General features: G+C 64.0%; 23 protein-coding genes and 1 pseudogene. 11 read left to right on the top strand and 13 right to left on the bottom strand.

Annotated features, from left to right (window positions below):
* Positions 1-47 precede the first annotated feature (47 nt).
* The 8 genes from ACUXH0_RS01360 to ACUXH0_RS01325 form a co-directional block, all read right to left on the bottom strand.
* Positions 48-2,954, bottom strand: a complete 2,907-nt coding sequence (locus ACUXH0_RS01360) for a TonB-dependent receptor (RefSeq protein WP_182593588.1) — start codon at positions 2,952-2,954, stop codon at positions 48-50.
* Between the two features lie 113 nt (positions 2,955-3,067).
* Positions 3,068-4,240, bottom strand: coding sequence for a PstS family phosphate ABC transporter substrate-binding protein (locus ACUXH0_RS01355; protein ID WP_024542322.1), 1,173 nt, complete (start codon positions 4,238-4,240; stop codon positions 3,068-3,070).
* Positions 4,241-4,296: 56 nt separating this feature from the next.
* Positions 4,297-5,769 carry a PstS family phosphate ABC transporter substrate-binding protein gene (locus tag ACUXH0_RS01350; protein ID WP_024542323.1) on the bottom strand — a complete coding sequence of 491 codons (1,473 nt, stop codon included), beginning with the start codon at positions 5,767-5,769 and terminating at the stop codon, positions 4,297-4,299.
* A complete protein-coding gene (locus ACUXH0_RS01345; RefSeq protein WP_024542324.1) occupies positions 5,769-6,689 on the bottom strand; it encodes a hypothetical protein in 921 nt (306 codons plus the stop codon). The genes ACUXH0_RS01350 and ACUXH0_RS01345 overlap by 1 nt, the downstream gene beginning before the upstream one ends.
* 77 nt (positions 6,690-6,766) lie before the next feature.
* The gene (locus ACUXH0_RS01340) at positions 6,767-7,642 is read right to left on the bottom strand and encodes an ABC transporter permease (protein ID WP_004632687.1); all 876 of its coding nucleotides are present in this window, start codon (positions 7,640-7,642) and stop codon (positions 6,767-6,769) included.
* The gene (locus tag ACUXH0_RS01335) at positions 7,639-8,487 is read right to left on the bottom strand and encodes an ABC transporter ATP-binding protein (RefSeq protein WP_027693600.1); all 849 of its coding nucleotides are present in this window, start codon (positions 8,485-8,487) and stop codon (positions 7,639-7,641) included. The genes ACUXH0_RS01340 and ACUXH0_RS01335 overlap by 4 nt, the downstream gene beginning before the upstream one ends.
* 2 nt (positions 8,488-8,489) lie before the next feature.
* On the bottom strand, positions 8,490-9,491 hold the full coding sequence (locus ACUXH0_RS01330; protein WP_004632691.1) for an ABC transporter substrate-binding protein: 1,002 nt from the start codon (positions 9,489-9,491) through the stop codon (positions 8,490-8,492).
* 377 nt (positions 9,492-9,868) lie between these two features.
* Positions 9,869-11,233, bottom strand: coding sequence for a HAMP domain-containing sensor histidine kinase (locus tag ACUXH0_RS01325; protein ID WP_004632694.1), 1,365 nt, complete (start codon positions 11,231-11,233; stop codon positions 9,869-9,871).
* 219 nt (positions 11,234-11,452) lie between these two features.
* Between ACUXH0_RS01325 and ACUXH0_RS01320 the strand changes: the two genes are divergently transcribed.
* From ACUXH0_RS01320 to ACUXH0_RS01300, 5 genes are all read left to right on the top strand, one after another.
* Complete coding sequence (locus ACUXH0_RS01320) at positions 11,453-11,983, top strand: hypothetical protein (RefSeq protein WP_024542326.1); 531 nt, start codon at positions 11,453-11,455, stop codon at positions 11,981-11,983.
* Between the two features lie 36 nt (positions 11,984-12,019).
* Positions 12,020-13,060 carry a YncE family protein gene (locus ACUXH0_RS01315; RefSeq protein WP_024542327.1) on the top strand — a complete coding sequence of 347 codons (1,041 nt, stop codon included), beginning with the start codon at positions 12,020-12,022 and terminating at the stop codon, positions 13,058-13,060.
* 140 nt (positions 13,061-13,200) lie between these two features.
* Positions 13,201-13,410 (top strand): efflux RND transporter permease subunit, encoded by a 210-nt coding sequence (locus ACUXH0_RS01310; RefSeq protein ID WP_024542328.1) that lies wholly within the window; start codon positions 13,201-13,203, stop codon positions 13,408-13,410.
* Positions 13,411-13,569: 159 nt separating this feature from the next.
* Complete coding sequence (locus ACUXH0_RS01305; protein WP_024542329.1) at positions 13,570-14,238, top strand: hypothetical protein; 669 nt, start codon at positions 13,570-13,572, stop codon at positions 14,236-14,238.
* 836 nt (positions 14,239-15,074) lie between these two features.
* On the top strand, positions 15,075-15,503 hold the full coding sequence (locus tag ACUXH0_RS01300; protein ID WP_004632703.1) for a hypothetical protein: 429 nt from the start codon (positions 15,075-15,077) through the stop codon (positions 15,501-15,503).
* A gap of 374 nt (positions 15,504-15,877) precedes the next feature.
* On the opposite strand, the gene ACUXH0_RS01295 is transcribed toward ACUXH0_RS01300, so the two are convergent.
* Complete coding sequence (locus tag ACUXH0_RS01295; RefSeq protein ID WP_404944685.1) at positions 15,878-16,456, bottom strand: chorismate mutase; 579 nt, start codon at positions 16,454-16,456, stop codon at positions 15,878-15,880.
* Positions 16,457-16,664: 208 nt separating this feature from the next.
* Between ACUXH0_RS01295 and ACUXH0_RS01290 the strand changes: the two genes are divergently transcribed.
* The 3 genes from ACUXH0_RS01290 to ACUXH0_RS01280 all read left to right on the top strand — a co-directional run bounded on the left by ACUXH0_RS01290 (position 16,665) and on the right by ACUXH0_RS01280 (position 18,692).
* Entirely contained in the window at positions 16,665-17,015 is a 351-nt protein-coding gene (locus tag ACUXH0_RS01290) for a hypothetical protein (protein ID WP_024542331.1), read from the top strand.
* Between the two features lie 73 nt (positions 17,016-17,088).
* Entirely contained in the window at positions 17,089-17,415 is a 327-nt protein-coding gene (locus ACUXH0_RS01285; protein ID WP_004632709.1) for a hypothetical protein, read from the top strand.
* 104 nt (positions 17,416-17,519) lie between these two features.
* Positions 17,520-18,692, top strand: coding sequence for a GGDEF domain-containing protein (locus ACUXH0_RS01280; protein ID WP_024542332.1), 1,173 nt, complete (start codon positions 17,520-17,522; stop codon positions 18,690-18,692).
* A gap of 131 nt (positions 18,693-18,823) precedes the next feature.
* Here ACUXH0_RS01280 and ACUXH0_RS01275 read toward each other — a convergent pair whose 3' ends face one another.
* Complete coding sequence (locus ACUXH0_RS01275) at positions 18,824-19,207, bottom strand: VOC family protein (protein WP_024542333.1); 384 nt, start codon at positions 19,205-19,207, stop codon at positions 18,824-18,826.
* Between the two features lie 151 nt (positions 19,208-19,358).
* Here ACUXH0_RS01275 and ACUXH0_RS01270 point away from each other — a divergent pair.
* The 3 genes and pseudogenes from ACUXH0_RS01270 to ACUXH0_RS01260 all read left to right on the top strand — a co-directional run bounded on the left by ACUXH0_RS01270 (position 19,359) and on the right by ACUXH0_RS01260 (position 20,791).
* Positions 19,359-19,664: pseudogene (locus tag ACUXH0_RS01270) on the top strand (DUF2164 domain-containing protein).
* 45 nt (positions 19,665-19,709) lie between these two features.
* Complete coding sequence (locus ACUXH0_RS01265; RefSeq protein WP_024542334.1) at positions 19,710-20,102, top strand: 2OG-Fe(II) oxygenase family protein; 393 nt, start codon at positions 19,710-19,712, stop codon at positions 20,100-20,102.
* Positions 20,102-20,791, top strand: a complete 690-nt coding sequence (locus ACUXH0_RS01260; RefSeq protein ID WP_065851847.1) for a Crp/Fnr family transcriptional regulator — start codon at positions 20,102-20,104, stop codon at positions 20,789-20,791. The genes ACUXH0_RS01265 and ACUXH0_RS01260 overlap by 1 nt, the downstream gene beginning before the upstream one ends.
* A gap of 10 nt (positions 20,792-20,801) precedes the next feature.
* Here the strand turns inward: ACUXH0_RS01260 and ACUXH0_RS01255 are convergent, their stop codons facing one another.
* The 3 genes from ACUXH0_RS01255 to ACUXH0_RS01245 all read right to left on the bottom strand — a co-directional run bounded on the left by ACUXH0_RS01255 (position 20,802) and on the right by ACUXH0_RS01245 (position 25,111).
* Positions 20,802-21,815, bottom strand: coding sequence for a 2-dehydropantoate 2-reductase (locus ACUXH0_RS01255; RefSeq protein ID WP_024542336.1), 1,014 nt, complete (start codon positions 21,813-21,815; stop codon positions 20,802-20,804).
* A gap of 29 nt (positions 21,816-21,844) precedes the next feature.
* Positions 21,845-23,497 (bottom strand): alkaline phosphatase D family protein, encoded by a 1,653-nt coding sequence (locus ACUXH0_RS01250; protein WP_024542337.1) that lies wholly within the window; start codon positions 23,495-23,497, stop codon positions 21,845-21,847.
* Positions 23,498-23,692: 195 nt separating this feature from the next.
* Positions 23,693-25,111 carry a discoidin domain-containing protein gene (locus ACUXH0_RS01245; RefSeq protein ID WP_024542338.1) on the bottom strand — a complete coding sequence of 473 codons (1,419 nt, stop codon included), beginning with the start codon at positions 25,109-25,111 and terminating at the stop codon, positions 23,693-23,695.
* Positions 25,112-25,501: the final 390 nt, after the last annotated feature.

Below are 25,501 nucleotides of genomic sequence, written 5' to 3'. Positions count from 1 at the left end.
GGCTCTGGCAAACGTGAAACGTGCGCACGTCTGCCACGGGGCCCCGATTACATGTCGAACTTGACGTTGAACTTGATGGTGCGGTCCATGCCGATGCCGTAGGTGCCGGTCGTCACGGAGTTCCAGTAACGCTTGTTGGCGAGGTTGTCGATCGCGAGCTGGAATGTGGTGCGGCGCCCCTGAATGCGGGTGGTGTAGCTGGCACCGATGTTGTAGAGGCTGTAGCCCGGGATATAGCCCTGGTCCTGCGCGTTGACGGGCCGCTTGGAGATCAATGCAACGCCGCCGCGCAACGTCAGCCCAGGCACCGCAGCAGGGCTGTACGACACGCCAAGGTTGCCGGTCCAGTCCGGTGTGTTCTCCGGTGTCATGCCGTTGATCAGGGGCTGGTTCGGGGCCTCCTGTCGAGCTTTCAGACGCAGCACCGCAGCGTGGATGCGCCAGGCGCGGTTGATCTCATAGGTTGCCGTGGCCTCGACACCCTTGTAAGACAGGTCGCCGCTGTAGCCAAAAATGTTGGTGACCGGGTCGGTCACCGCATTACCGCGCGTGATCTCGAAATACGACGCACTAACCGACAGCCCCTTAAAGAACGAATCGCGGATGCCGAATTCCTTCTGCTTCGAGATGGCCGGTGCCAGGATCACGTTCGCGTTTGCAGCATTCGCGGGCGCTGTGCCGCCAGCTTCGAGCCCCTGCATGTAGCTGGCGAACAGCGTGGTGGTGGGCAGCACGTCGAACAGCACCCCATACGCCGGCGAGAACACATGGTTCTGCGACGTGACGGAGCCGGATTCCTCCGTGTCGAGCACCTGCCGCGCCCCCACCAGCAGCTTCAGGCGCTTGGTGAGTGCGATCGTGTCATAGGCGTACACCGCTGCGTCGGTGCTCGTCTGCGACGGGCTGGTCACCCCGGGCTTGGTGTAGACCGGTGGGTTCAGGACGATCGGGTCGAAGATGTTCTGGCGCTGTGGCAGCGTCATGTTCTGCACGTCGGCGGCCAGCGAATAGCGCGACGTGCGCGAGACGCCCAGGGTGAGATCGTGCGTGATGGGCCCGGTCGCAAAATGGCCCAGCACTTCGGTGCGGATGAAGGTATTGCGATATTCGTTGGTGACCGGCTGCACGTTCACCAGGCCGTTGGCGCCGGTGTTCAGATCGTAGCCGGAGATGCGCACGGTGGTGCGGTGGCGGTGCGAGCCCGAATAGCCGAGTTGGGTGAAGACCTTCCAGTCGTCGCTGATCTGGTAGTCGGCGCGGCCCTGCCAGTTGAAGGTTTCAGGGGTGTACAAGTCCCACCGGCCAGAGAGCAGGTTGCGCGGGTCCGGCACGCGCGTGATCGGTATGACGCCATTGACGGCTGGCTTGAGCGAGATGCCGGCCTGCTCAGGTACCTCGCGGCGGTAGTACTCGAAGTCGCTCTGGAAGGTGAGCCGCGAGGTGGCCTTCAGATCCAGGCCGAGGCTGACGAATTCGCCGTTGCCGCCCAGATCGTGGACGCCGTTCTCGTAGTGCGTGGCTGAGGCGTTCAGCCGCACGCCAAGCTGCTTCTGTGGGCCGTAGCGCCGACCAATGTCGACGCTGCCGCCGTACTGCCCGAACGTGTTGCCCGCCAGGCCGAACGTGGTGACATCTTGCTCGCCCGCGCGCTTGGTGACGAAGTTGATGATGCCGGCCGGGCTGGCGATCCCGAACATCAGCGCGTTGGCGCCCTTGAGCGTTTCAACGCGCTCCTTGTTCTCGATCGGGTTGGTGATGACGCCTGTGATCGGCAGGCCGCCGTCCAGGCGGTAATTAGAGAACAGGTTGAGCTTGATGCCGCGAATGGCGAAGGCATCATTGGCGCTGCCCGCCGAGTTGGTGGACACCACGCCGGCCACGTTCTTGATCGCCTCCGTATAGCCTTCCTGCGTCTGGCTCAGTGCGTGGCCGGAAGACACCTCCTTGGTCATCGGCAGGCTTTGTTCGTTGGCCAGCTCGGGCTTGTTGTATTCCTTGATGGCGTCGCTGCGCGGCGCCACGCCCGCGGCCGCGTACGGCGCATCCAGCCCGGACGCGATCGAAATGCGGCTGCGCAAACGGTCGGCGATGCGCTCGGCCTGCGTGCGTAACGCCTCCGGATCCGTGCGGGAGGAATACGGAAACACCACAGCCAGGACACCGATCGTGGTGCCCACCGCGTCCTTGACCGGCACCTTCCATTCATAGCGGGCGCCACGTGCATCGACGGCCCCGTGGGGTGTTCCGCTTTCAATGACGGCCAGATCACCGGGCTCTGCTGCTTTGCCGTATCGGCCAATGTTGGACGCGATGATGGGATAGCCCGCAACCTTCGCCGTACGCGCGTGCAGCGCCAGAACCTCCACGCCGGGATACTGCTCAAGCGCGTCGTCGATCAGGAACTGCGCATAGGACTCGGTGGGGATGCGTTCGTCGAGCTGCATCGGCGCCGTCAGGCTCTCCGGATCGAGAATGCGGCGGCTAAGGTCATTGCGGTATTGCGCGGCCTGATGCAGCAGGGCGTCTTCATCGGTACCGGGCACATAAGGGAAGGTCAGCTCCGCAATGCCAATGGGCCGCCGGGCGATGTCGAACAGCGGCAGGGTCACCTCGACGTTTTGGTCGCCCTTGCGGTTGATCTCGACCATTGCCCGTCCAGTGCGGAACACGGCCACGTCTTCCGGGCTGGAGGGGGTGCCCACAAGTTCGGGCGTTCTCGAAGCCACGATCGTGCTCTGCCCGCCTGGCAGTGCGGCGTGCAACTCGATGCCGACCAGTTCCGCATGCCGTCGTGCGTAACTGTCGACGAGATACTGCGCATAGGATTGCACCCCGCCCTTGCGATCGACCTGGCTGTCCCGCGCACTCGGCGTTTGTGCATCTGCAGCCAGCGCCCGCATTTGCGGGATCGCCAACAGGATCGCCAGGGCCAGGGTTGTCTTGGCCAGTTTCATATTGTCTCCACCTTTATTGTTGCCCGGCCTGTCATGTCGGCCTGGTGCGTGTTGGTACTGCCCGACAGATGCCGTCGCGGGCATCGGCCTGTGTCAGCAGGTCCGTGGCGTTGTCAGTTGGCGCGGCCCTCCACCAATGCGCGCGCGGTGCTCGCCTGCGATGCTCGTAGCGGCACATAGCGTGCATGGTCGAGTACCACCTGCTGCCCCTCGCGGCTGAGTACGAACTTCAGGAACTCCTCCAGTGCCGGGGGCAGCGGCTTGCCCGGGGTCTTGTTGGTGTTGAAGTAGGTCAGGCGGCTCAACGGATACGTGGCCAGGGCAACGTTCTCATAAGTCGGGGCCTGCGGTGTGTCGCCAGCCTTCTCGACCAGTGGCACGAGCTTGACGGGCGCATCCATGTAGGCCATGCCCGAATACCCAATGGCGTACCGGTCGGTAGCGACGTCCTTGGCCATCGGGAACACGAGCTTCTCGAACTTGATGCCATCGCGCCATTCGCCGCGCTTGCCGTCCGCGCTCAGCACCCGCTGGCGCACGAACTCCTCAAAGCCGTTCCAGGGGCGGATGCCGTACAGGTTGATCGGCTTGTCGGCCCACTCGCCGGTCAGGCCCAGGTCGCCCCACTTGGTAATGGCGGCACCCCCACGGGCATGCGTGGACGAGTACATCTGGTCGAGCTGCTGGAAGGTGATCTGCTCGATCGGATTGTCCTTGTTGACGAAGAAGGCGACGGTGTCGAGTGCGCCGAAGTGCCGGTACGAACCGCCCGAGATTGGCACGCTCAACGGGTCGTAGCCGAACTTGGCCTTGAACTTGCTGATGTCATCGGGCTTCAACTCGCGCGAGACGAAGACGAAATCCAGGTCGCCCTTGATCAGCTCGATGGCCCCCAGGCTGCCCGCATACGGCGGCGAGATCGACAGATTGACGTCTGGGTAGTAGGCCTTGAACTTCTCCATCCACTTCTGAGCGAGGACCACCAGCACGTCGGACGCCGCGCCCTTGAAGGTGCCGCTGATCTTGATGTCGCGCCGCGGCTGATAGGGCGGGAGCTGCGTATCCAGCGTGGGCTGCAGGACTTCCGGCGCCGGCAGGTCTCGGCCGTGCTCCACGCCGGCCTTGGCCTGTGCTTCGGTCTGCGGCGTGTTCGTCGGGGTCGTCGGCGTGACCCACATCAGCATGGGCGTCGCGCTCGGCTGTGCCTGCGCGTGGGCCGGCGCCAGCATCGCCAGCGATGCGGCGGCAGCCAGCGCCGTGGCGGCTAGCGTGATGGATCGGTGCATGGCGGTTATCTCCTCTCGTGTTGTCGTTCTATGCCGGTTCGTTTTCGCCTTCCAGCCTATTCGAGCTTGGCAAGCTCTTCCTTCACCTCTTGCGCGGTCAGGGGGTAGTAGCCGGAGTACAGGATGGGCTCCTGACCTTGGCGACTGAGCACGTAGCGCAGGAACTCCTTGATCGCCGCAGGCACCGGCTCGCCCGGGTTGCGTCGCAGCCGGACGTACATGTAGCGCGTCAGCGGGTAGCGGCCATTCGATGCAGTCTCGTGCGTTCCGTTGATGGCGGGGCTGTCGGCGTCCCGGGCTATCGGAACGGGCTTCACCCCCGGCCCGCCGTCTTCGAAACCGCCGAAGCCCATTGCTCCCGTGTCGGCCGCGATGGTTTTTGCGGTGTCGACCACGGACGCCTCGTGCACGGTGTTGCTCCACGCGCCACCCTTGAGCGCCATGATCTGCATCGACATGGCGTTTGGCGTGACGAGGGGCGGTACGTCGAGCGTGATCGGGCGATCGGCCCATTCGCCCGTCAGGCCGAGCTGGCCCCAGCGCGTGATGGTGGGCGATTGGCCGAAAATCGCGGCCAGCTGCTGCAGCGTGAGCCGCTCGATCGGGTTGACCGCATTGACGAACACCGCCTGCGCCGTGGTGCGCTGCTGGGTGTCGAACCCACCCCGCGCGACGCGGATCTCGAAGGGTTCGCGCCCGGCATTCAGTTGGGCGAACGATGCCGCCTCGTCGGGCCAGAGTTCGCGCCCCATGGGGGCCAGATCGGTTTCGCCGGCCATCAGCGCATGGAAGCCGTTCAGTGTGCCGAGGTGCTCCCAGCGGTCACCTTTGCGAACGCCGGGCTGCAGCGCGTGAAAGTCGTGCATCCAGCGCTCCATCAACGATTTCATGCCGTCGCTGCCGACGCTGCGGATCTCGCCCTTGACCGGCGCACCCGCAACGTAGCGGGGCAGCGCGGGGTCGAGCGTGGCGCGATAGCCATCGAGCCTGGGCAGTTCTTGCGCGATCTGGTTGGCGGGCAACGGTGCAAAGCCGGGCTGGTGTGCGGCGATCTGCTGCCCCTCGGGGCTCAACGCAAACGTAGCGAAATCCTTCACCGCCGGTGGCAGCGGCGCGTCGGGCCGCTTGTTGAACGCCAGGTAGACGGGTTTGCCGTTGCGTTGGGCCACCTGCACGAGCATCGGCGTCTTCATCATGTCGCCGGCGAACTGGTGCGCGTAGGGCGCGAGCTCGGCCGGTAGCGGCGGGCGCGTCATCGGGGCGACGTCCGCGAGTTCAAACATCAGCGCGCCGATTGCCGCGGCATCGCCCACATGCTGCCAGCGCGGGCCCCGGTTGAAGCCGGGCTGCCGCTGGTGCAATGCCTGCAGCCACGCGTCCATCAGCGGGCCCATCTCCCGGCTGCCGATGCTGGACAGCGCCGTGGTGCCGGTGCCCGGTTGTGCGGGCACAGCAGCGGTCGCGCAGGCCGCACCGGTCAGCAGCGTGGCCGCCAGCAGCGGGGCGAACGCCTTCCTGAGCTTGAGCATCACGGGTCGATCTCCTCTAGCGCCGGTGTTGCCGCAATGCGCGTCTGCAGTTCGTCGCGCAGCGCAAGGGCATGGGTTGTGAGGGTTTTCGTGTCCTGACCGCTGCCAAAGGCGTAACCGACGTTGAGTGTCCCGACGGCGATGCCGCTGCGGTTGCGGATCGGGAGGTCGACGCCGAAGCGCTTGCCGTTGGAATACACGCCGGTGATGGGAGCGGTGGTGTCGAGCACCTTCAAGTCGTCTGCATCGGCTTTCTTGCCATGGCGCCCGAAGGTAGAGCCCAGCAGGACAAGCTCGCCTTTGGGCTGCACCTTTGCACGCAGGGCCAGCACCGTCACTTCCGGGTGGCGCTGGAGGGCTTCCTCCACCAGCGTCTGCGCCCTGGATTTCGTGGTCACCAGCGGCGCGAACGGGTAGGGGTCCATCAGGTTCGGCAGGCTGAGGATGCGTCGAGACAGCGCATCGCGGATAACGCCGGCGATGCGCTCGAACTCCGCGTGGTTGCCGCCGACCGGATACCGCCAGACCAGGCCCAGGCTGCCGATGGTCTGCCCGCCCACGTCGTGCAGCGGCAGTTCGATCTCGATGCGCTTGTTGCCCTGGTCCATGGCTATGCGGTTCTTGCCGGTGGCGATCACGTCGAGATCATCGGCATCGGCGGCCTTGCCGATGCGGCCGATGTTAGAGGCAATGATGACGTTGTCCGCCGCGTTGGGCGGGGTCACGTGCATCACGACGGCCCGGAGGTCGGGATGCTGTGCGACGGTGCGGTCAACGAGTTCCTGGGCGTAACTCTTGACGGGAAACGCTGCCGGAACCTGGGCTTGCACAACCGATGCGGCAACGAGTGCCACGGCGGCGATGGCGCATTTTGGTACCCGCTTGGCCAATGCCTGGGCGCTTGTCTTGTGGGTCATCATGATGAAGTGTTCGGGTGGGGCACCGACCGGGAACGAGAGGGAAAGGGTTCGCCGGTTTCCAGCGAACCCGTGCCGACTCAGTGCGTGTCCTGCAGCGGTGCCGGACGCCATTTGGCCAGGCGCATTTCTACCAGCGTCATCAGGTATTCGGCCGCGAGCGCCACCACCATGATGATGACGATCGCCGCATACATCCCGGCTGCATCGAACGAGCCCTTGGCGATGTTGATCAGCAGGCCGATGCCGTATCGCGCGCCCACGAACTCGCCGACGATGGCACCCACGATGGCAAAGCCGAAGCTGACGTGCAGCGAGGCGAAGATCCAGCTCATAGCCGACGGGATGACCACCGAGCGCGTCAGTTGCCAGCCGCGCGCACCCAGGATCTGCGCATTGGCCAGCAGGTTGCGGTCGGCCTCACGCACGCCCTGGAATGCGTTGGCGAACACTACGAAGAACACCATCACGAACGACAGTGCCACCTTGGAGGTCAGGCCCAAGCCGAAGATCATGATGAAGATTGGCGCCAGCACCACGCGTGGCACTGAGTTGATCACCTTGATGTAGACCGAGAAGACATCGGACAGCATCCGATTTCGTCCCAGCGCGATGCCCGCGATGATGCCGGCGACCGCCCCCGTGATGAAGCCCAGCATGGACTCCTCCATGGTCACCCACAGGTGGTACCACAGCGGGCCGTCGGACGTGCCTTCGGTCAACCAGGTGTAGAGGCGCGCGACGATCTCCGACGGCTTGGAGAAGAAGAACTCATCGATCAGCTTCATCCGGACCAGCACTTCCCACCCGCCCAGAAAGACGATGAGAATGAAGTAGCGCCAGAAGTAGACGGTCTGCCGGCGACGCTTTGCACTGCGCGCGGCGGCGGCTTCAATCTCTGCCGCCGATGGAACGGAGACGCCGACCGGGGGTTTGAGGGTGGCTTGATTGTTCACGCGGCCTCCTTTGCCACGCGCGCTTCCTCTTGCGAGGCCCCGCGCTGCACTTCTTCGCGCAGATCGCTCCAGATCGTGCGCGAGATATCGATGAACTGCTGGTCGTACCGGATCTCGCTCGCCACGCGGGGGCGCGGGATATCGATCGTGTAAACCGATTTGACGGTTGCCGGGCCGGAGGTCAGTACGTAGACCTTGTCGGCCAGCGTGATGGCCTCTTCCAGATCGTGCGTGACGAACACCACCGACGCCTTCGATTGCGACCACAAGCGCAGCAGCTCGTCGTGCATCAGCACACGGGTTTGTACGTCGAGCGCCGAGAATGGCTCATCCATCAGCAGGATCTGCGGACCGTTGATGAAGGTCTGCGCCAGCGAAACACGCTTGCGCATGCCGCCCGAGAGCTGGTGCGGGAACTTGCTTTCGTGCCCGGACAGATTGACGCGCGCCAGCCATTGGCGCGCGCTGGCGTAGGCCTCATCGCGCGCAACGCCGCGGAACAGCGGGCCTGCGACGACGTTGTCGATCACGCTGCGCCACGGAAAGAGCGCATCGGTCTGGAAGGCGAAGCCGATGCGGCTGTCGATGCCGTCGATCGGGTTGCCGAACAGCCGCACCTCGCCCGCGGAGGGTTTTGCCAGGCCGGTGATGAGGTTGAGCGTGGTGGACTTGCCGCAGCCGGTCGGGCCGACAACGGCAACGAACTCGCCGCGCTCGACGGTCATCGTGAAATCCCGGATCGCCGTCATCGATTTGCCGTCCGGTGTCAGGAAACGGCGACTGACGTTGATCAGCTCGATGGCCGGATTGGAGGTTGCTGCCGTTGGTGCCATTGCTGCGCCCATGATCACTTCACCTTGGTTACGAACTCGGTCGTGTACGTCTTTGCAAGGTCGATCTTCTTGCCCTTCACGTTCGGCGAGAACGCGCTCAGCACCGACAGCACGGTTTCCGGCCCGCCCTTGGGCATCACGCCGTCTGCCGTGAACATGGCCTTGCCGCTTTCCAGCGCCTTGACGTAACCGTCCTTGTCACCCACGTAGAAATCCTTGGGCATCTTTTCGGCAATCTCTGCCGCGCTGTGCGTGTTGATGTAGCGCAGCGTTTTCACGAAGGCGTTGGTGAGTTTCTGCACGGTGGGCTTGTTCTTCTCGACCCAGTCCGTCGGCATATAGAGCGAGGCGGCCGGATAGGTGCCGCCGAGTGCTTCCTTGGTCTTCTCTGCCGTACGCAGGTCGACCAGGACGCGTGCTTCGCCGGTCTTGAGCAGACGCGTGATCGTGGGCTCGGTTGTCATGCCGGCCTGAATCTTGTCCTGCTGCATGGCCATGATGAACGTCGTGCCTGCGCCCACCGGCAGCGAGGTGAACTGTCCGATCGGCACACCGGCCTTGACCATCAGGTACTGCGTCAGGAAATTGGTCGACGAACCCAGGCCGGTCACGCCCATCGTCTTGCCTTTGAGGTCGGCCATGCTCTTGACCTGCGGCAGCTTGCTCGACACCAGCTCGACCTCGCCCGGTGCATGGGCAAGCTGCACGACCGACTCGATGTACTTGCCCTTTGACTGCAGGTCGACGCAGTGGTCGTAGAAACCCACCACGCCCTGCACAGCACCGGCCAGCATCTCATTCTCTGCATCCACGCCGGCGCCTTCGTTGAGCAGCTCAACGTTCAGGCCTTCTTCCTTGAAGTAGCCCAGGCCTTCGGCCAGCTTGGCGGGCAGATAGATGATCTTCTCGTAGCCCCCAACCATCAGGGTGATCTTGTCGGCCGCCTGTGCGGCAGGAGCTGCGGCCATCATGCCGGCGACGGCGGAACACAGCAGGAGTTTGTCTCGGGTTTTCATCGTTATGCGTCCTAGGTTGCGAGGGATCACGTGGTAGTTGGGTCGTTCCAACCGTGCCCATACACTAGACAGCCAGCCTGTCTCGAACGTGAACTGTTTCTGAAAGCGCGTTCAGGTCACGCCGGATTTCGGGGTGGGTTTTCCCTAGATGCCGGTGCTCTGTGAGGGGTGTGCCCGAGCAACCGTGGAGATGACCAGGCGCTAGCAGCGGGCTCGGTGGTTTTGGAGCGAGTGCCGCGCTGGGACCCGTCACGGCGCGGCCGCGCGCAAGGACACGGATGGCGCGGTATCACTCCAGCGGGATCGATCACTGCTCGCGGCAAACCTTTGCGACGCAACGGCAGGCCGAAGTGTCGATCCTGGTCCTGCCGCAGGTATTACGCCGCGGGTGCGGCGGGAATCTCGATCACCACACGCAGCCCGCGCCCGACGTCGCGGCTGGTGGCCCAGATCTTTCCCTTGTGCATTGCGACAATGCTGCGGCAGATGGCCAGGCCCAAGCCGCTGCCGCGCTGATCCTGTCCGGGCGAGGGAAGGCGTACGAACCGTTCAAAGATGCGTTCGCATTCCTCGGGTGTCAGGCCGGGGCCTTCGTCCACCAGGCTGATGCGCCAAATGCCGGCCGCCAATGTCGAATCGAGGTACACCACACCGCCCTGGGGGCTCACCCGCAAGGCGTTGGTCAGCAGGTTCAGCAGGACTTGCCGGATGCGGGGGCCATCGATGTTGACCTCACCTTCGCCGCGGTGTGACCAGTCGAAGACCTTGCCGCCATGCTCGGCCAGGGCCGAGGCATCCTGGCCGAAGGTGCTCAGGAGCGCGACCGGAGACTGCGGGCGCAGTTCGAGGAGCACGGCGCCGGCATCCGCGCGCGAGAGGAACAGCAGCTCATCGATGATCCGGTTTACGCGGCCGAGCTCCTCCAGGATGACGGCCACCGAATCCATCTGCTGCTGCGTCAGGCCCTCACTGACGAGCAGTCGCTCGGCATGCAGCGCCACCAGCGACATCGGCGTCTTGAGTTCATGCGATGCCTCCGCCGCGAAGCGCCGAATCTCGGCAAACGACATCTCCAGCCGGTCGAACATCTGGTTCAGGAACGCCGACAGCTGTGCGATCTCGTCTTTCACATCACCAACCGGGATGCGTTGGCTGAGGTCGTCGGAGCGGATGCGGTTGGCGGTGGCCTGGATCACGCGCACGGGGTGGAGGATCAGCCGGCTCAGGCCGTAGCCCACCGCAACGCTGATCACCAGCGCGGTGCCGAGCAAGCCAAAGAAGACCAGCCGGTATCCGGCCATCAGATCCTTCACCGGGGCCAGCGGCGTGGCCACGATGACATCGAACGGCGCGAGCTGGAACTCACTGACCCGCACCTCGCCAATCGTGCTCATGTTGATCGAATACGCACGCTCCCCCGCAATGTCGGGAATCGACTGCCCATGCAGGTTGCGCGACTTGAAGAACCGGTTCGCCATCGACGCATGCATGTCGATATAGAACAGCGACGACGCTGACTCCGTGGCCTGGCGGATGCGATCGTCGATCTCCGGCGGCGTCAGCTTGGCGTAGTCCCGGCCGAGGGTGGCCTTGAGGTGCTTGAACTGCGCCTCGTTGAGTTCATCGAGTTGCCGGACGAGATAGCGGTCGAGCAGGAAATGGCCCGCGATGAAGAGGCAAGCCAGCGTTGCCGTGACGGTAATGGCATACCAAAGGGTGATGCGGCTGCCGATCGACTTCATGCGGGGTGCTCCAGTCTCATAGCGCGGCGAGGGTGGTTCTCGTGCGGTGCGTGATCAGGGTGCGTGATCGCGTCCCGTTGATGCTATTCGATCCGGCGCCAGCCTGGCTGAATGAATTTTAAGGATCACTACAGGAAGCGTACAGAGTCCCCCACTAGACTGGGCTCACGCTTCCACAGATCGGATGCGACCAACGACATCTCAAGAACGGAGACACCCATGAACAAGTTCTTCAAGCTGGCACTGGCAACAGCACTGACCGGCATGGCCGCTTTGAGCAGTGCGCCCTCCTGGGCGGACAAGAACTGGACACCGCCGTCCCACAAGATCTACGGCCAGAAGCTGTCTGACGAGACGATGTCCAAGCATCCGGAACTGCTGAGCATCACGCTGCATGGCACGCCGCCGGGCCAGACCGACATCTTCACGATGTTTGCGGGTTCCTACCCGGAGCGTATCGGCAACGCGGACGACCCCGATGACATCGACGTGATCAAGAAGGGCATCACCATTGTCGACCCGCGCTGGAACCGCACCAAGGACAACCCGAAGAAGTTCGTCGTGCTGATGCCCATGCGCGATGCCAAAGGCAACAACATCGGCCTGGTGGTCTACGCGTTCAAGAATCCGCCGGCCAACCCGAACACCAGCAGCCAGGAAATGGCGTACCTGAAGAAGTCGAACGCGCTGCGGGATGCACTGGCCAGGAAGATCCCAAGCTACGACGCCTTGTTCGAGCAGGCCAACTGAAGCGGTGCGCCGCATATGTGAAGGGTGAAGACTCCCATGAAAGTGAACATTCGCACGGTCGCCACCGCCGTGGCGCTCGCAGCATCGACGCTGCTGTCCAACGTTGCCTTGGCGGGCGAGCCTTTGCACCTGCTCAGCCGCACGGATCTGCCCGGGTACGACGGTGATTTCGATCATTTCGGTGCGGACATCAAAGGCAACCGGCTGTTTCTGGCCGGCGAAGACGGCGGAACCTTGGAGGTCTTCGATCTGCGCAGCGGCGCACACCTAAAGACCGTCAAAGGCATGGAGACGCCGCACGCCATCCACTATGAGCCGAAGACCAATCGGCTGTTTGTCAGCAACAGCGGCGCCACCCTGAGCAAGGTGCTCGACGGCAAGAGCTACTCGGTGATCGGCACGATCCAGCTGACGCCGGGCGCTGACGTGATGAGCTACGACCGTTCGTTGCGCCGGCTGTGGTTTGTCACCGGTGGGAAGAACGCGCCTACCAAGATGGCCAAGACCCTGGTGACGCGGGTGGATGTTGACTCGGGCAAGACACTGGGCGAAACCACGTTTGATACCGACTTTACGGAAGGCATCGTGGCCGAGCAGGCCGGATCGCGCGTGTTCGTCAATGTTGCCGGCAAGGGCGAGATTGCCGTGCTCGACAAGAGAACGGGGCAACTGCTGAACACTTGGCAGATCAAGGAAGGGAAGGACAACTCGCAGATCGATCTGGACGAGACGAACAAGCGCTTGTTCGTGATCACCCGCAAGCCGTTCAAGCTCGTGGTCATCAATACGGAGACCGGGCAATCGGTGGCGAGCTTCGATGCGCCGGGCCGCACCAACGGCATGATGTTCGACGCAAAGAACCGCCGCATCTACGCAGCCGGCGACGACTACATTGCCGTGTTCCGTCAGCGCGATGCCGACCACTATGACGAGATCGCGCGGGTGCCTTCGGAAAAGGGCGCAAAGACGGCGTTCCTGGTACCCGAACTCCACCGGCTGTACGTGGCCGTTGGCGGTTCGGCGGACACCAAGGCCGGACTGCTGCGTTACGACGTGCTGCCCGGCAACGCGAAGTAGCGCTGCAGCGTCGGGCGCATCCCTGTGCGACCTGCGTGTCGCCGGGGCGCGCTGCGCCTGCCGCGCCCTTCTCGCACGCTCTCTAACCCTGGGCAATGCTGCTGCGTACGGCACGAGCGTTGTCTGGAGCAAGCCGCTGTATGACGCAAGTGCGAACTTCGCCCGCGAGCGCCTGCATTGGCGCCGGCGCTGAGCTGCGCCAGCCGCTCGGCGTTTCGATCGTGGGCGGCCTGCTGCTCTCGCAGCTGATCACGCTGTTCATCGCGCCGGTGCTTTACCTCGGGTTTGACTCGCTTGGCGCGTCGCGCGCGCGTCCGGAGCCCATGTCCGCCATCTCCTCCCAATCCTGAGCGGACGCATTCATTTCCTACTTCACCCATCAAGAGACGCTTATGCATCAGCCATTTTCGAGCAGCGTGAGAGCACGTCTGCGCCGCACAGCGCGCTGGTTGGCACTCATTGCGAGTGCCGCAATCGCCGGGCCCGCTCTGGCGCAAGGCGGCCCGCCTATGGTGACAGACGACCCCGAAACGCCCGGCGATGGCCATTGGGAGGTCAACCTCGGCTCGATCGCAACCCGTACGCACGGGCGCCTGGAGGTGGCCGCACCCGACGCCGACATCAACTACGGCTGGGGCGATCACATCCAGCTCAAGGCCGACATTCCCTGGACGTTTGTCCGTGACGATGGCCAGCGGTGGAAGTCGGGGCTGGGAACTGGCAACTTCGGCGTGAAATGGCGCTTCATTGATCAGGAGCAGGCGGGGTTCTCGGTGTCGACCTATCCGCAGTACAGCCACAGCATGCTCGATGGATCCACGCGGCGCGGCATTGCGAGCGACGGGCACGAGTTCTTCCTGCCGCTTGAGTTGGCAACCGATGTCGGAGGTTTCGGGGTCTCGACCGAGGTTGGCCGCAACTTCGTTTCGGGCGGCGGCGATAGCCAATGGATTGCGGGCATCGTTGCTGGCCACGCCTGCGGTGAAGGGCGCGAGTGCATTGCCGAGGTGCGCAGGACGCAGGCCCCCGGCGTACACCACACGTTGCTGAACCTCGGCATGCACTGGAAGATCAATGACACCTACACGCTGCTGGGCGCGGTCGGCCGCGAGTTCGGAGCGCCCGCCGAAGATGGGCAGCAACTGCTGGTCTATCTGGGCCTGCAGATCACCCGATAACGTGGTCGATGGTGTGCGCGCAACCCGCATGTGGTGAGACGGAGGAGCACGGCATGGATCGCCCTCCGATCGACGACCGGTGGGCATCGATCGATTTGCTGCCCCGCCGGCGAAGCCATGGCGCTTGCGCTATCCGGGGCGCAAACCGCGTCCGCATCGGGTTGCTCGGGCCGGCATCCTGTTTGTGCTCGGCACGGGCGTCCGCTGAAGCCAGTTGCCGGCGGAAAGGCGGGGCAGGACTCAGTTGCTGGCGCCGGCTGCACGAGCGGCAGCGGGCACGCAGCGGGATTGACTGCTCGGCGCTATGTTCGCGCTGATGGCGGCGCCGAGCGTATCGATGGTTCGCGGGTGGCTTAGGGATACGACACCGGCATAACCGGCATTCAACAGGCGTGAAGCAACGGCAGTTCCATGTGAGCGGGAAAGAACGCCCTATGCCTCATCTATGTTTTGCCACTCAGACTACCCTCGATGGAGGCACCCAACAGGAGGCATGTCTCGTGAATGCGCTCAGATCGTCCCGATTCAAGCGATGGCTTAGCAATGTTCCTAATGTGACTTTCTCATTCTGCGTGCCCAAGAGCCTGTCCCCCACCGTCGGAGAAACTACCGCCGTCTTCCTCGCGGTTTGCGCTGGCCTTGGCCAGGTGTAACCCGTTTGGCAATGGCGTCACTACCGGCTGTTGCCCTGATAGTGCAGTAGCGCACGAAGCGCTGCATCCCATGGATCTACTGATTGTCCGCTGTCCTAGTGAGCGCGATCGGTACCCAGAGCACGGATCTATTGACCGACGGCCCTCCGACTCATCCGCACCGCCAGCCTCGAGGGAACACCCATGCGCCATTCTCATTGCTCAATCGCTCGCTCTGTCGCCGTTGCGGCTGCCGCTGTCTTCGTGTCGCTTGGGGCAGGCTGTTCCAAACCGACAGATGCAAACTCTGCGGGCACGGATAGCGCTTTCGCAGCGCGCTCGGCGTCCAAACTCGGAGACCTGACCTCGTTCCGAATCATCGTCGCCGACGCGGCCAACTTCGTGGATGAGGGAAACCTGGCAGCCGCGAAAACGCGAATCAAGGATCTCGAGGTCGCCTGGGACTCGGCTGAAGCCAGCTTGAGGCCCAGAGCACCGGACGATTGGCAACTTCTGGACAAAGCCATTGACCGCGCATTGGCGGCGCTGCTAGCCGACCCTCAGGACTCTACCGATTGCAACGCGGCCATGGAAGTGTTGCTCGAGACCTTGAATTCGCTCAGCAGAAGTTGACCACCAGGCCTTGCTGGCGGGGTGCAGCGATTGAAGAATGGCTCATCCCACGAATGCGCTACGTTTGAGACGCTGCGAGCGATTTCGGCATTTTCGTTCTTTGTTTTGGAACCGCGAATGAAAACTTTGGCGGGGGAGGCGGATTTCTAGCTGCAGCGCAGGCCTACCGGATGAGAAGTTTGACCCGGCAGGCCCAGGGGGCACGTTTGTCAATCAAGGCGTTGCAAGCGCCGGAAATGAGAACCCTATTTTTGGCCGATAGTCGCGGCGCTGAGAACATCGCCTCTTCTCGCATAGCCGGTCTTCTTGGGCCGGCTTTTTTGTTCTCGTCTGCGGCGCGTGCCCGTTGAGGACCGCGCCGTTTTTTCATGGGATCAGCGGGTGGAGCAGAGCCGTGCCGTTGCACGGTCCAGTGCAATGCGATGCAGGGAATCGAGCGATTTCTCCTGCGCCACACGGCCGGTTTCGTTCGCCACCTGCACGGGGCAGTCCGCCTGGCCGCGTGCCGTGGCAGCCTCGCGCAAGGCTTGCAGGATGGATTTCTGCAGTTCGTCCAGCTTGGGGCGAATCACCTCCGGCAGGCTCTGCCGCTGCGCGGTGGGCGCGGCTCCAGTCCGGCGCCAGTCGTTCAGCAGGGCGTACTGCACTTCCTTGTTCGCCTCGATCTGGTCTGTGAAGACGTCGCTCACGTCCGCCGCCGCCAGGCCGTAGGCGGTCGCCTGCGACGAGGCGTTGGCGATGACCTTGGCTTCGCGCGCGGGGTCGTAGACCGGCTGGCCGCTGTCCCATTTGCTCAGTGCGACCTGATCCGCGGTAACGAGGCGATCGGCCAGATGGCGGAGCAATGGCGCGACGGCGCTTTCCTGCGCGTGAGCCGGGGCGACGCAGCTTGCCGCCAACAACAGGGCGCAAGCAATTCGGGGTGTCATCAACGTGTTAAAGGCGTTCTTCATGCTCGGTACCGGCTGATTGCCGCGTGTCATGAGGTTGGGAGCGGCCATCATACCGAAGCGAGAAGTGTCCGGCGTGCGCAGCGTTGTTCCGATGCGCGCCGCTAGGCCATTTGCACGTGCTGTCTGCCATAAACCCAGGTATCATGCGGGCTGCGCGCCGTTTTTGTCTGCAAAGCCTGCGGCGGCGCGGCTAGCTGAGCATACGACGATGGATTTCTACCCCGATCTGGAAGGTTTGCCGCTGTTTGCCAAACCCGCTTTCGGCTGGGAGGAACCGGCGTCGGCATTGTCCGCCGAAAACTTCCCGACCAAACCCCGCCGCTTGCGCCGATGGCGCGGCCCAATCACGCATTGGGAACGCGGCTACCGCTCCCACTACTACCGCGACAAGCGTGGCAAGAAGCTCGGTGAAATCCACCTGAGCCCCCGCGGTCAGGCGCCGCTGCTTTACCGCTGGCTGGCCGGCACGCTCTCGGGCATCGAGGGGTCGCTCACGCACGCACGCATGCGGGTGGAGGAGGCAATCGGGTTTGGGATGCGGCAGATGGCGCTGTTCTGAGCGGGCGGCCCGGCGTGTTGCTGGGCACGGCCGATGCGTCAACCTTGGGTTCACCACGACGAGGAGAACCCCCATGCCGACCATCGTCCGCATCTTCACAGACCATGCTGCTGCTGAAGCAGCTCGCCAAGCCGTGTTGAACACCGGCCTTACCCGAGAGCACGTCGCGCTGTCGCACCAGGGTGACGAGGCAGGTGCCTTGTGCGGCAACTTCCTGTGCGGCGACTACGAGCCCGGCGGCGAAAGCGCCGGGACCTACGAGCGCAAATTCCAGAACGTCGTGATCGGGGGGCGCTTTGTGCTGACCGTTGACGCCGAGCCTGCCCAGGTGGACGCCGCCGAAGCCGCGTTGCAACCCGCCGGCGGATATGCCGTAGACGACCTCGGACCTAAGCGTTGAGTTTGGCCGCGGTAGCGGCTGCGGTGTGCCCCACCACCCGGTGATGTTCGCAACGCGCGGCTTTTCGTAGAATCCCCGCCACAAAAGACCTTGCGGGAGTGCTCATGCTGGATCCAGGCGTCGCCATTGCCACGTCGGCGCTGATGAGCTTCGTGCTGCTGGGGTTGCTCGGTTCGTTGCTGCGCGCCGGCAAGGCAGGCATCGCCGAATGGTTTGGCGCCAACTTGGCCGTGGTGGTGGCACTGCCGTTGATCCTGCTGCGCGGGAAGATTCCCGATGGCCTGTCGGTTGTCGTGGCCAATGTCCTGTTGGCCTTGGGTGGGGCTGCGTACTACGCAGGCTGTGCGCGTTTTCTCGGCCGCCGGCCGCAGTGGCCCACCCTGCTGGCAGGTGTGACGGCGGTGGGGGTGGCGGTCATCTACTGGCGCTACGCTGTCGACAGCATCCCCATGCGGGTGTTTTCGACCACGCTGTTTTCAGCCGCCTTCTGTACGGCACTGGTGTGGATGCTGTTGCGCCATTCGCCCGCCGGTCGATCGACGTATCCGTATCGGGTCACGGCCATCATTGCCTTCGTGTTCGGCATTTGTCAGCTCGTACGCGGCGTCTACTTCCTGACGCTGCACGCGGCGTCCAGTCCGAGCATGTTTGCCACCGCCGGCAGCGTGCTGTTGCTCGTGGTGGCAGCGGCCATCATGCCCATCCTGTCGATGTCGGCCATGCTGATGGTGCATGACGCCCTGCTGGCCGACGCGCGCGATGCGGCCAACCGCGATTTCCTGACCGGTGCGCTGTCGCGCCAGGGCTTCGAGGCGCTGGCGCGCCGTCATGTTGGCCGTGTGCTGAGGGACGCGAGGCCGCTGGCATTGCTGATTCTCGATCTGGATCATTTCAAGCGCATCAACGACACCCTCGGCCATGCTGCTGGCGATGCCGTGTTGCGCGCGTTCGTGCAGATGGCGCAAGCACAGTTGCGGCCCACCGACGTACTCGGGCGCATTGGCGGCGAAGAGTTTGCGTTGCTGCTGCCCGACACGGACAGCAGCAGCGCCATGCACCTGGCAGAACGCTTGCGCAAGGCCGCTGCCGCGCACGTTGTCACGGCCGGAGCGCAGTCTTGCAGCTACAGCATCAGCGGTGGCGTGGCGGCGTGGCAGCCCGGCGAATCGTTCGATCGGCTGAGCGCACGCGCAGACCGCGCGCTGTACGACGCCAAGCATCAGGGGCGCGATCGCATCTGCGTGGCCGATGTGGTCAACGTGGGTGCGGTGGCGTAGCGTCGCGCGCAAGGCAACGGCAATCCGCGCGGCTGCCTGTCGCGGTGCCGTACAAGATCGTGCCGATGCCTTACGAAGTCCGGCGGATGTGTGCCTTGGTCGCGCTGCCCGAGAGGCGCAAGGTATGCGAGCTACGATCCCAGGTCATACGGCCGCGTCATGATCTCCAGAAAATGCCCATCCGGATCGTCGAAGTACAGGCCGCGCCCGCCGTTGTGTTCGTAGGTTTCACCCAGGCGCTTCTTCGCGGGGTCTGCCCAGTACGCCAGTCCCTTCGCCTGGATGCGTGCGAACGCCTGCTCGAATTCGGCATCGCTGACGAGAAAGGCGTAGTGCTGCATGGCGATGGGCGCATCGCTGTCGAAAAAGTCGAGCGATACGCCGTTCGATAGCGGCACGACCAGCATCTGCCCGAACGGGATTGGCTCGGGCAGGTCGAGGATGTCGCGCAGAAAGCGCGTGGACTTCTGCTTGTCGCGGCACCAGACGATGGTGTGGTTCAGTTCGATACGCATGCGGGTTCCCAGGCGTGGCGTGCGATGCAATCGTGCTGATGACACGATAGGCGACGCATGCCCGCATGCGCAACCGCGCCGCGCATCAGCAAGTTCCTTGCCCGCAGAGCCCGATATGGCGCCATTTCAGCCGCTTCGGCACGCCGGCGTTTTGCGCAAAGCCTGTCGATTTGACAACGCTGTCGGCGTCTCCTTTTCTGCACTGGCTTTCCGCGACGTCCGCGAAGAAGCCGTCCAATCCATCCAGCGCTACTTCACCGAGCAGTTGGACGAGCGCATCGGCAACATCCAGGCCGGCGCGCTGCTCGGTTTCTTTCTTGAAGAGATCGGCCCCACGGTCTACAACCTCGCCGTGCAGGAGGCGCAGGAACGTCTGTAGACGCGCGTAGCCGAGCTGGACTATGAGTGCCACCGGGAGCCGTTCCAGTACTGGAAGAAATTCGACAAGCGCCGATAGTTCCCGGCTAACATGCCCGGATTCCATCCCGGCCGCTTCGTTTCCATGTCTTCCTTGCGCGCATTCTTCGGCACCGCCTTTCGCTGGCAGCGCGGCCGCCAGGGCACGGGCTACGACAAGATGCTGCTGGCCACCGCGCCGTGGCCCATCCCGTTCGACAGCTACCTGATCCGCTATCCGGACGGCTCGGAAATTCCACCGCATACCGACCCCGTCACCAACGGCCGGCACTATCGGCTGAACATCGTGCTGAAGTCGCCACGCGCGGGCGGCGAGTTTGTCTGCGCGAAACCGATCTTCCAGACACGGCGTATCAAGCTGTTCCGCCCCGACGCGTGCGAGCACAGCGTGACGCGCGTGGTAGCCGGCAGCCGGTACGTGCTGTCGGTCGGATGGGTGTTAGGGCGCCGAGGCTCAGTGCCGGAAACTGAATCGTGATGAACGCATTTGCCGCCAACCCCTGGTTCCGGAGCCTCGCGCCGCACGTTGCCGACGCGCTGTTCGAAGCCACGGTGCCCGTGCAAATCGCCGCCGGCGCATTTCTCTTTCGTCAGGGCGATCCGATGGATGCCGGTTCGCATGCGTTCTTTGGCGTGGCCAGCGGCGCGCTCAAGCTCTCCATCTTCAATGCCGACGGAGATGAAGCCATCCTCACGTTGGTGGAGCCAGGCAACTGGTTTGGCGGGGTCTCGACGCTCGATCAACAACCGCGCGGCCATTGCGCCATCGCACTGGAAGATTCGGAAGTGCTGGCGGTGAGCGTGGCGCGCTTTGAAGCATTGATGCGTGATGCCGCATTTGCCGGGGCGATTGCGCGGCTGGTGGCGACGCGCCTGCGCCTGGCGTATGGCTCGCTGGCGAGTGCGGCACTGCACGGTACGCGGGCGCGTGTGGCGCGGCGCATTGCCTCGCTGGCGCACGGCGATGTGTCTCAATCGGCAGAGGGGCGTGCGAGCATATCCACCTCGCAAGACGCGTTGGCGATGATGCTCGGCATCAGCCGGCAGACGCTCAGCAAGGAGCTGCAAGCGCTGGTCAAGCTCGGTGCGATCCGCCTGCGCTATGGCCATATCGAGATTCAGGATATGGCGCTGTTGCTTGGCGCGAGCGAAGCTGGCGCCGACTAACCCGCCGCGCCTAGCTCGGCGCCCCCAAGGCCGCCAGCAGATCGTTGCCCGACCAGCTCGGGCGCGCGGCGGCAGATTCGGCGGCATGCACCATCGCACACAGCTGCGCATTGATGGGGGCGCGTTGCCCGAGGCGCTCCGCCAGGTGAACCACTTCGCCGTTGATCCAGTCGACTTCAGTCGTGCGCCCGGCGGCCAGATCGTCAGACATGGACGAACGTGCGAGCGGGTCCATGGCGAGCATCTTGCCGCCCAGTCGCGCAAACACCGCATCGGGCGTGGCAAGCAGGCGTGGAATCCACGTCGGCGGTATCGGCGTCAGCTTGGCGGGCCGGATGCCCGCACGCGACAGCAGCCGGAGTGCCTCCGTTTGTGCCAGTGCCAAGCAACGCCGGTACGCACGCTGGGACAGCTCTTCCTTCAGCGGCCGGTTGGCCAGCGCATTGATGGCGTTGTTCAGGTTGAGCAGCAGCTTGGCCCATTGCACGGCCGCCATGTCGGTGCGTTCCGTGAGCGGCAGACCCGCGCGGCGGAAGTCATCAACAAACGGTTGCAGCGCGGGGGACGCCGCCACTTCCAAGTCACCGGCCGTGCCCTGATGAAAGGCGCCCGGGCCAGGCTGCATCACGTTGAAGGGCACCATGCCGGCCAGCACGATCTGCTGCGGCAGGGCGGCGCGCAGGACGTCGGCATTGCGCAGACCGTTCTGGAAGCTGACGACAATGGCGCCCGCGCGCAGCACGGGCTTCAGTTCATCGGCCACGGATTGCGTGGCAGCGGACTTCACGGTCACCAGCACGAGATCGGCATCGGCGGCCGCGCTGGGATCGGCCATGTAGCGCACCTCAGCCGGCGGCACGTGCCAGCGCCCATTGCGGTAGTCCGTCAAGGTGAGGCTGTGCGCGCTCAGTTCGTTGCCGATGCGTGCGCGGCCCACGAGCGAGACATCGGCGCCGGCCGCCAGCAGACGGCCACCCAGATAACAGCCGATCGAGCCGGCCCCCACGATGCAGATCTTCGCCATGCGTCTCCTTGTTGTTGTGTGCTGGCATCTCAAGCCAGGCGCGGCACCTCGTACACCAGGGCCGGCTGCAGCGTATCGATGGCGTCCACCGGCTCGGGCGGGCGCCACATGAACAGCGAGAAGGTCATCTTCTCGGGCGTCACGTCGATGATGGTAAAGCCGTTTTTCTCCGTCGGGCGTAGCGCCTCCTGCATGGCGACGGATAGTGCCGGCGTGGTCTCGATGCTGCGGAATGCTGAAGGGAAGGCGAGGTCGCCAGTGCCAAGCGTGCCAGTCATGACCGTATGCACCGGTTGCGCGAGCGCCAGATCACCCGAACGCGACATCGACCCGGCCGCCGATGCATGGAAGTCGCCCTGCACGATGACGGCTGCGCGTTGTGTCTGCTGGGCTAGCGCAGCCACCAAGCGTTGATGCTGTGCATGCCAACCGCTCTGCCAGCCAGCTTTGGGCTGGTTGGCCACGAGGCGGCCGGTCTTCCGATCGAGCAGGTCCGGATACCAGTCGCCCAGCTTGCCCGACGAATACGCAAACGGCAGCGAGGGCACGTGGAAGAAGTGCGCGGTGTCTTCAGCGCGTGTGCGCGCCACGAGCCAATCTTCCACCCACTGCGGCACGACGCGTGCGTGGATGCCCTTGTTGTCGAGAAAGCGCCGGCAGTCGTACAGCACAGCTTCGAGCAGCGCGCCGTAGCGCAGCGTGCCGAAGGCGCTGTTGGTGTCGGTGGGCATGCCGGCCTTGTCTCCACCGGGCAGCCACACGGGGCGGTTGGCGTCGGGCAGAAACTCGGGGTAGTAGCGGCGCTGCGTCAGCTCTGCGCCGACCAGCCCGTAAGGCTCCGGCGGCAGGGTGGCGACCTTGTCGTCGAACTCGTCGTTCTCGAAGGTGTCGTGGTCGTCGGTCAGGAAATACGCGGGTGTGGAGCGCAGTGTGGTGCCGTACAGCCCGCGGATCTGGTAGTCGCACACGCGCGTAAAGATGGCTTCGTTCTTCGGGTGCGACATCGGCACCGATGTGTCGATCGCGCCGCCAAACTTCGCCCACATCAGTTCGCGCACCTGGCGTGCGAAGGGCTTGTTCTGCGAGGTCTGCAGATCCCAATAGATGTGGTCGCCGTTGGCGATGACGGTGTCGGGCGCGAACGACATACCGCGTGCCAGCAGCCGGCGGCGTGCGTTCATGTCGAGCCACGCGGTCTTGCCGGCCACCGGGGGGCCGTCATAACCGCCAGCGCAGGTGTAGGCCAGGATGCGCAGGCGCGCGGGGGCGGCATCGGGCGCCGGAAAGGTGCGCAGCGGCCACGCGTCGGCCAGCGGCTTGCCGCCGGCATCGACAATGCGCAGCGTGTATTGCGTGGCAGGCTGCAGACCGCGCGCATCGAAGCGCCAGAAGCGGCCGGCGGCATCGGTTTGCTCGCCGGCGACGCGCGTGCCGTTGACCATCAGCCACGGCGCACGTGCAAGCGGTGCGTGGAACGATGCCTTGATGAGAAAGCGTTCGTGGCTGGCTGCCGGGATCAGGTGCGCGAGCTGGCCCGCATGCCAGTTGGCGTCGGCGGCATGCGCGCCTTCCGGCAGGGTCAGGCCCAGCGCGCCAAGGCCGGCGGCGGCAGTGCTGAGCGTCAGGAAATCGCGCCGGCTCATGCCGTGCGCAGGGGGGTGCGGCGATTTGTGGGTGGGCATCGTCGATCCTCTGGCGTGGTGCGGAGACGCCATCGTGCCGAGTCGTGCCCAGGCTGAATGTTCAGCTTTTGACAATCTAGGGGTAGGTCCCAATGCGGGTCGCTCATCGACCCCATGACCAATGACAAACGCCCCGATGGCCGAAGCCACCGGGGCGTTTGTCATGTCAGACGATGCTGATGCGGATACCGCGGCTTAGTAGCCCCACACCTGCATTTCATCCAGCGAGTAACCCCACTGCGTGGCGCGCTGCGTGCCGTACATGCGCACATAGCGACCGCTGCCCTTGAGGTTGGCCAGCGCTGTGTGACCCCACGAAGCGCCGCTCGAGGTCGAGTAGATGTTCGTCCAGGTCAAGCCGTCGTTCGAGGTCTGGATGTAGTACACCTTGGCGCCCGCGTCCCAGTACAGGTCGACACCGGTGATGGTGCGGGTCGAACCCAGATCGACCATCAGCCATTGTGCGCCGGCAACGCCTTCCACCGAATCCCAGCGCGTGTTGGTCGTGTCGCCGTCGAACGCGTAGGCCGGGCCGAGGCTGGCGCTGTAGCTGGACGACGCCCTGGCCGGCTTGCCCTGCGAGAGCAGCGTCACCGCCTGCGCGGCGACCGTCGGCGTGCCAGCGTAGTAGTTCGAACCGAGCTTCGCCTTGGTCGTGTCCGAGTTCACACCAAACTGCGACAGGCTCCAGCGCTGACCGGTGCTCGCATCGCCCAGGTAGAGCTGATAGCCACCGGCGCTGGTCGACGAGAAGAACACGTAGTTCGTGTTGTTCACGGGCGATGGGTCGGAGTTGTTGCTGTTGCAATCGTTGAGCGTGAGCTGGTTTGGCGTGTCGCTCGGGTTGACCTTGGTGTAGATCTGGTCAGCCTGGCTGGTGGCGTCGAGCCAGCGGGCGTAGAAGACGGTGCCGTCGCCGCGCACGATCGGGTAGTACGTCGCCAGGCCGGCGGGCGTGTCGAACGCCACCTTGGCGGTGCTGCCCACGGTCTGCTTGTACAGCCCCATGTCCGAGCCCGTCCCGGTGGTGTAGTAGATGGCCGTGCCGTCCGGCGTTGCAAACGGCATCGAGTTTTCCAGCGTCGGTGCCGTGCGCGTCAGGTTCACAGTCGAGGTGAAGACCGGGCCCGAGCTGGTGTACGACAGCGCGGCTTGCATCACATCGCCGTTCTGCTTGAAGAACAGCGATTTTCCATCGGTGCTGAACTTCGGGTCTTCATTGCGCGTCTGGCCGGTGCTATTGGTGAGGTTGATCGGCATGCTAGTCGAGCCGACTTGCCAGAAGAACACATTCCACGCGTTATTGGTGATGCCCATGAAGGCGATCCACTTGCCGTCAGGGCTGAACACGGCATTCATCGGGTCCTGGATGCCCCAGGCCGCCTTCGACACCTGTTGCAGCGTGCGGGCCGAAAAGTCGTAGATGAAGATCTGGCTGGTGCCGTCGCCGTAGCTGACGTAGCTGTGATACGCGAGCTTGCCGGTCAGGCTGGCGGGGAAGGTCGTGTTGGATTGCGTGGGCGGATTGGCAACGCAGTTGGCCTGGGCGCCGGCAGAGAACAGGCCGAGAGCGGCGCTGGCGACAAGACCAAGTGAAATCAGAGTGGAGCGCATGAAACGGAACTTCCTAAACAAGTGGGTGAGTGGAGCGGGCAACCGCCGCATTAAGTCCGCGCCACATTTCTGGATTTGGGCAAAGCTCCGCCAATTCCGGGCAATCCGGATTTGAAAAAGCGCCACAAACCGGGGAAGTGACGAGGATGAAGACGCGCCAAAAACCCTGTTGCTTCGTACCGTCGTGTTTTTGTCGGGGTCTCGACTACATCGAGAGGGCGAGTCGCGGACCAGACTGTAAGGGTTTCGCTGACAGAGCGAAACCCCAATAAGAAAGCCGTTCTTGCCTTAATTCTCCGCTGTGGGAGCAAATCGCCACACGTGTGTGTAAATCTGACACGTCAATTTTCCCGAACGTTGATTAACCTGCACGTACGACGTCGAGATTGT

The sequence above is a fragment of the Ralstonia sp. 110700041-2 genome, assembly GCF_056280165.1.
Note: the sequence above shows the minus strand (reverse complement) of the source record. Positions and strands in the feature narration are given on the sequence as shown.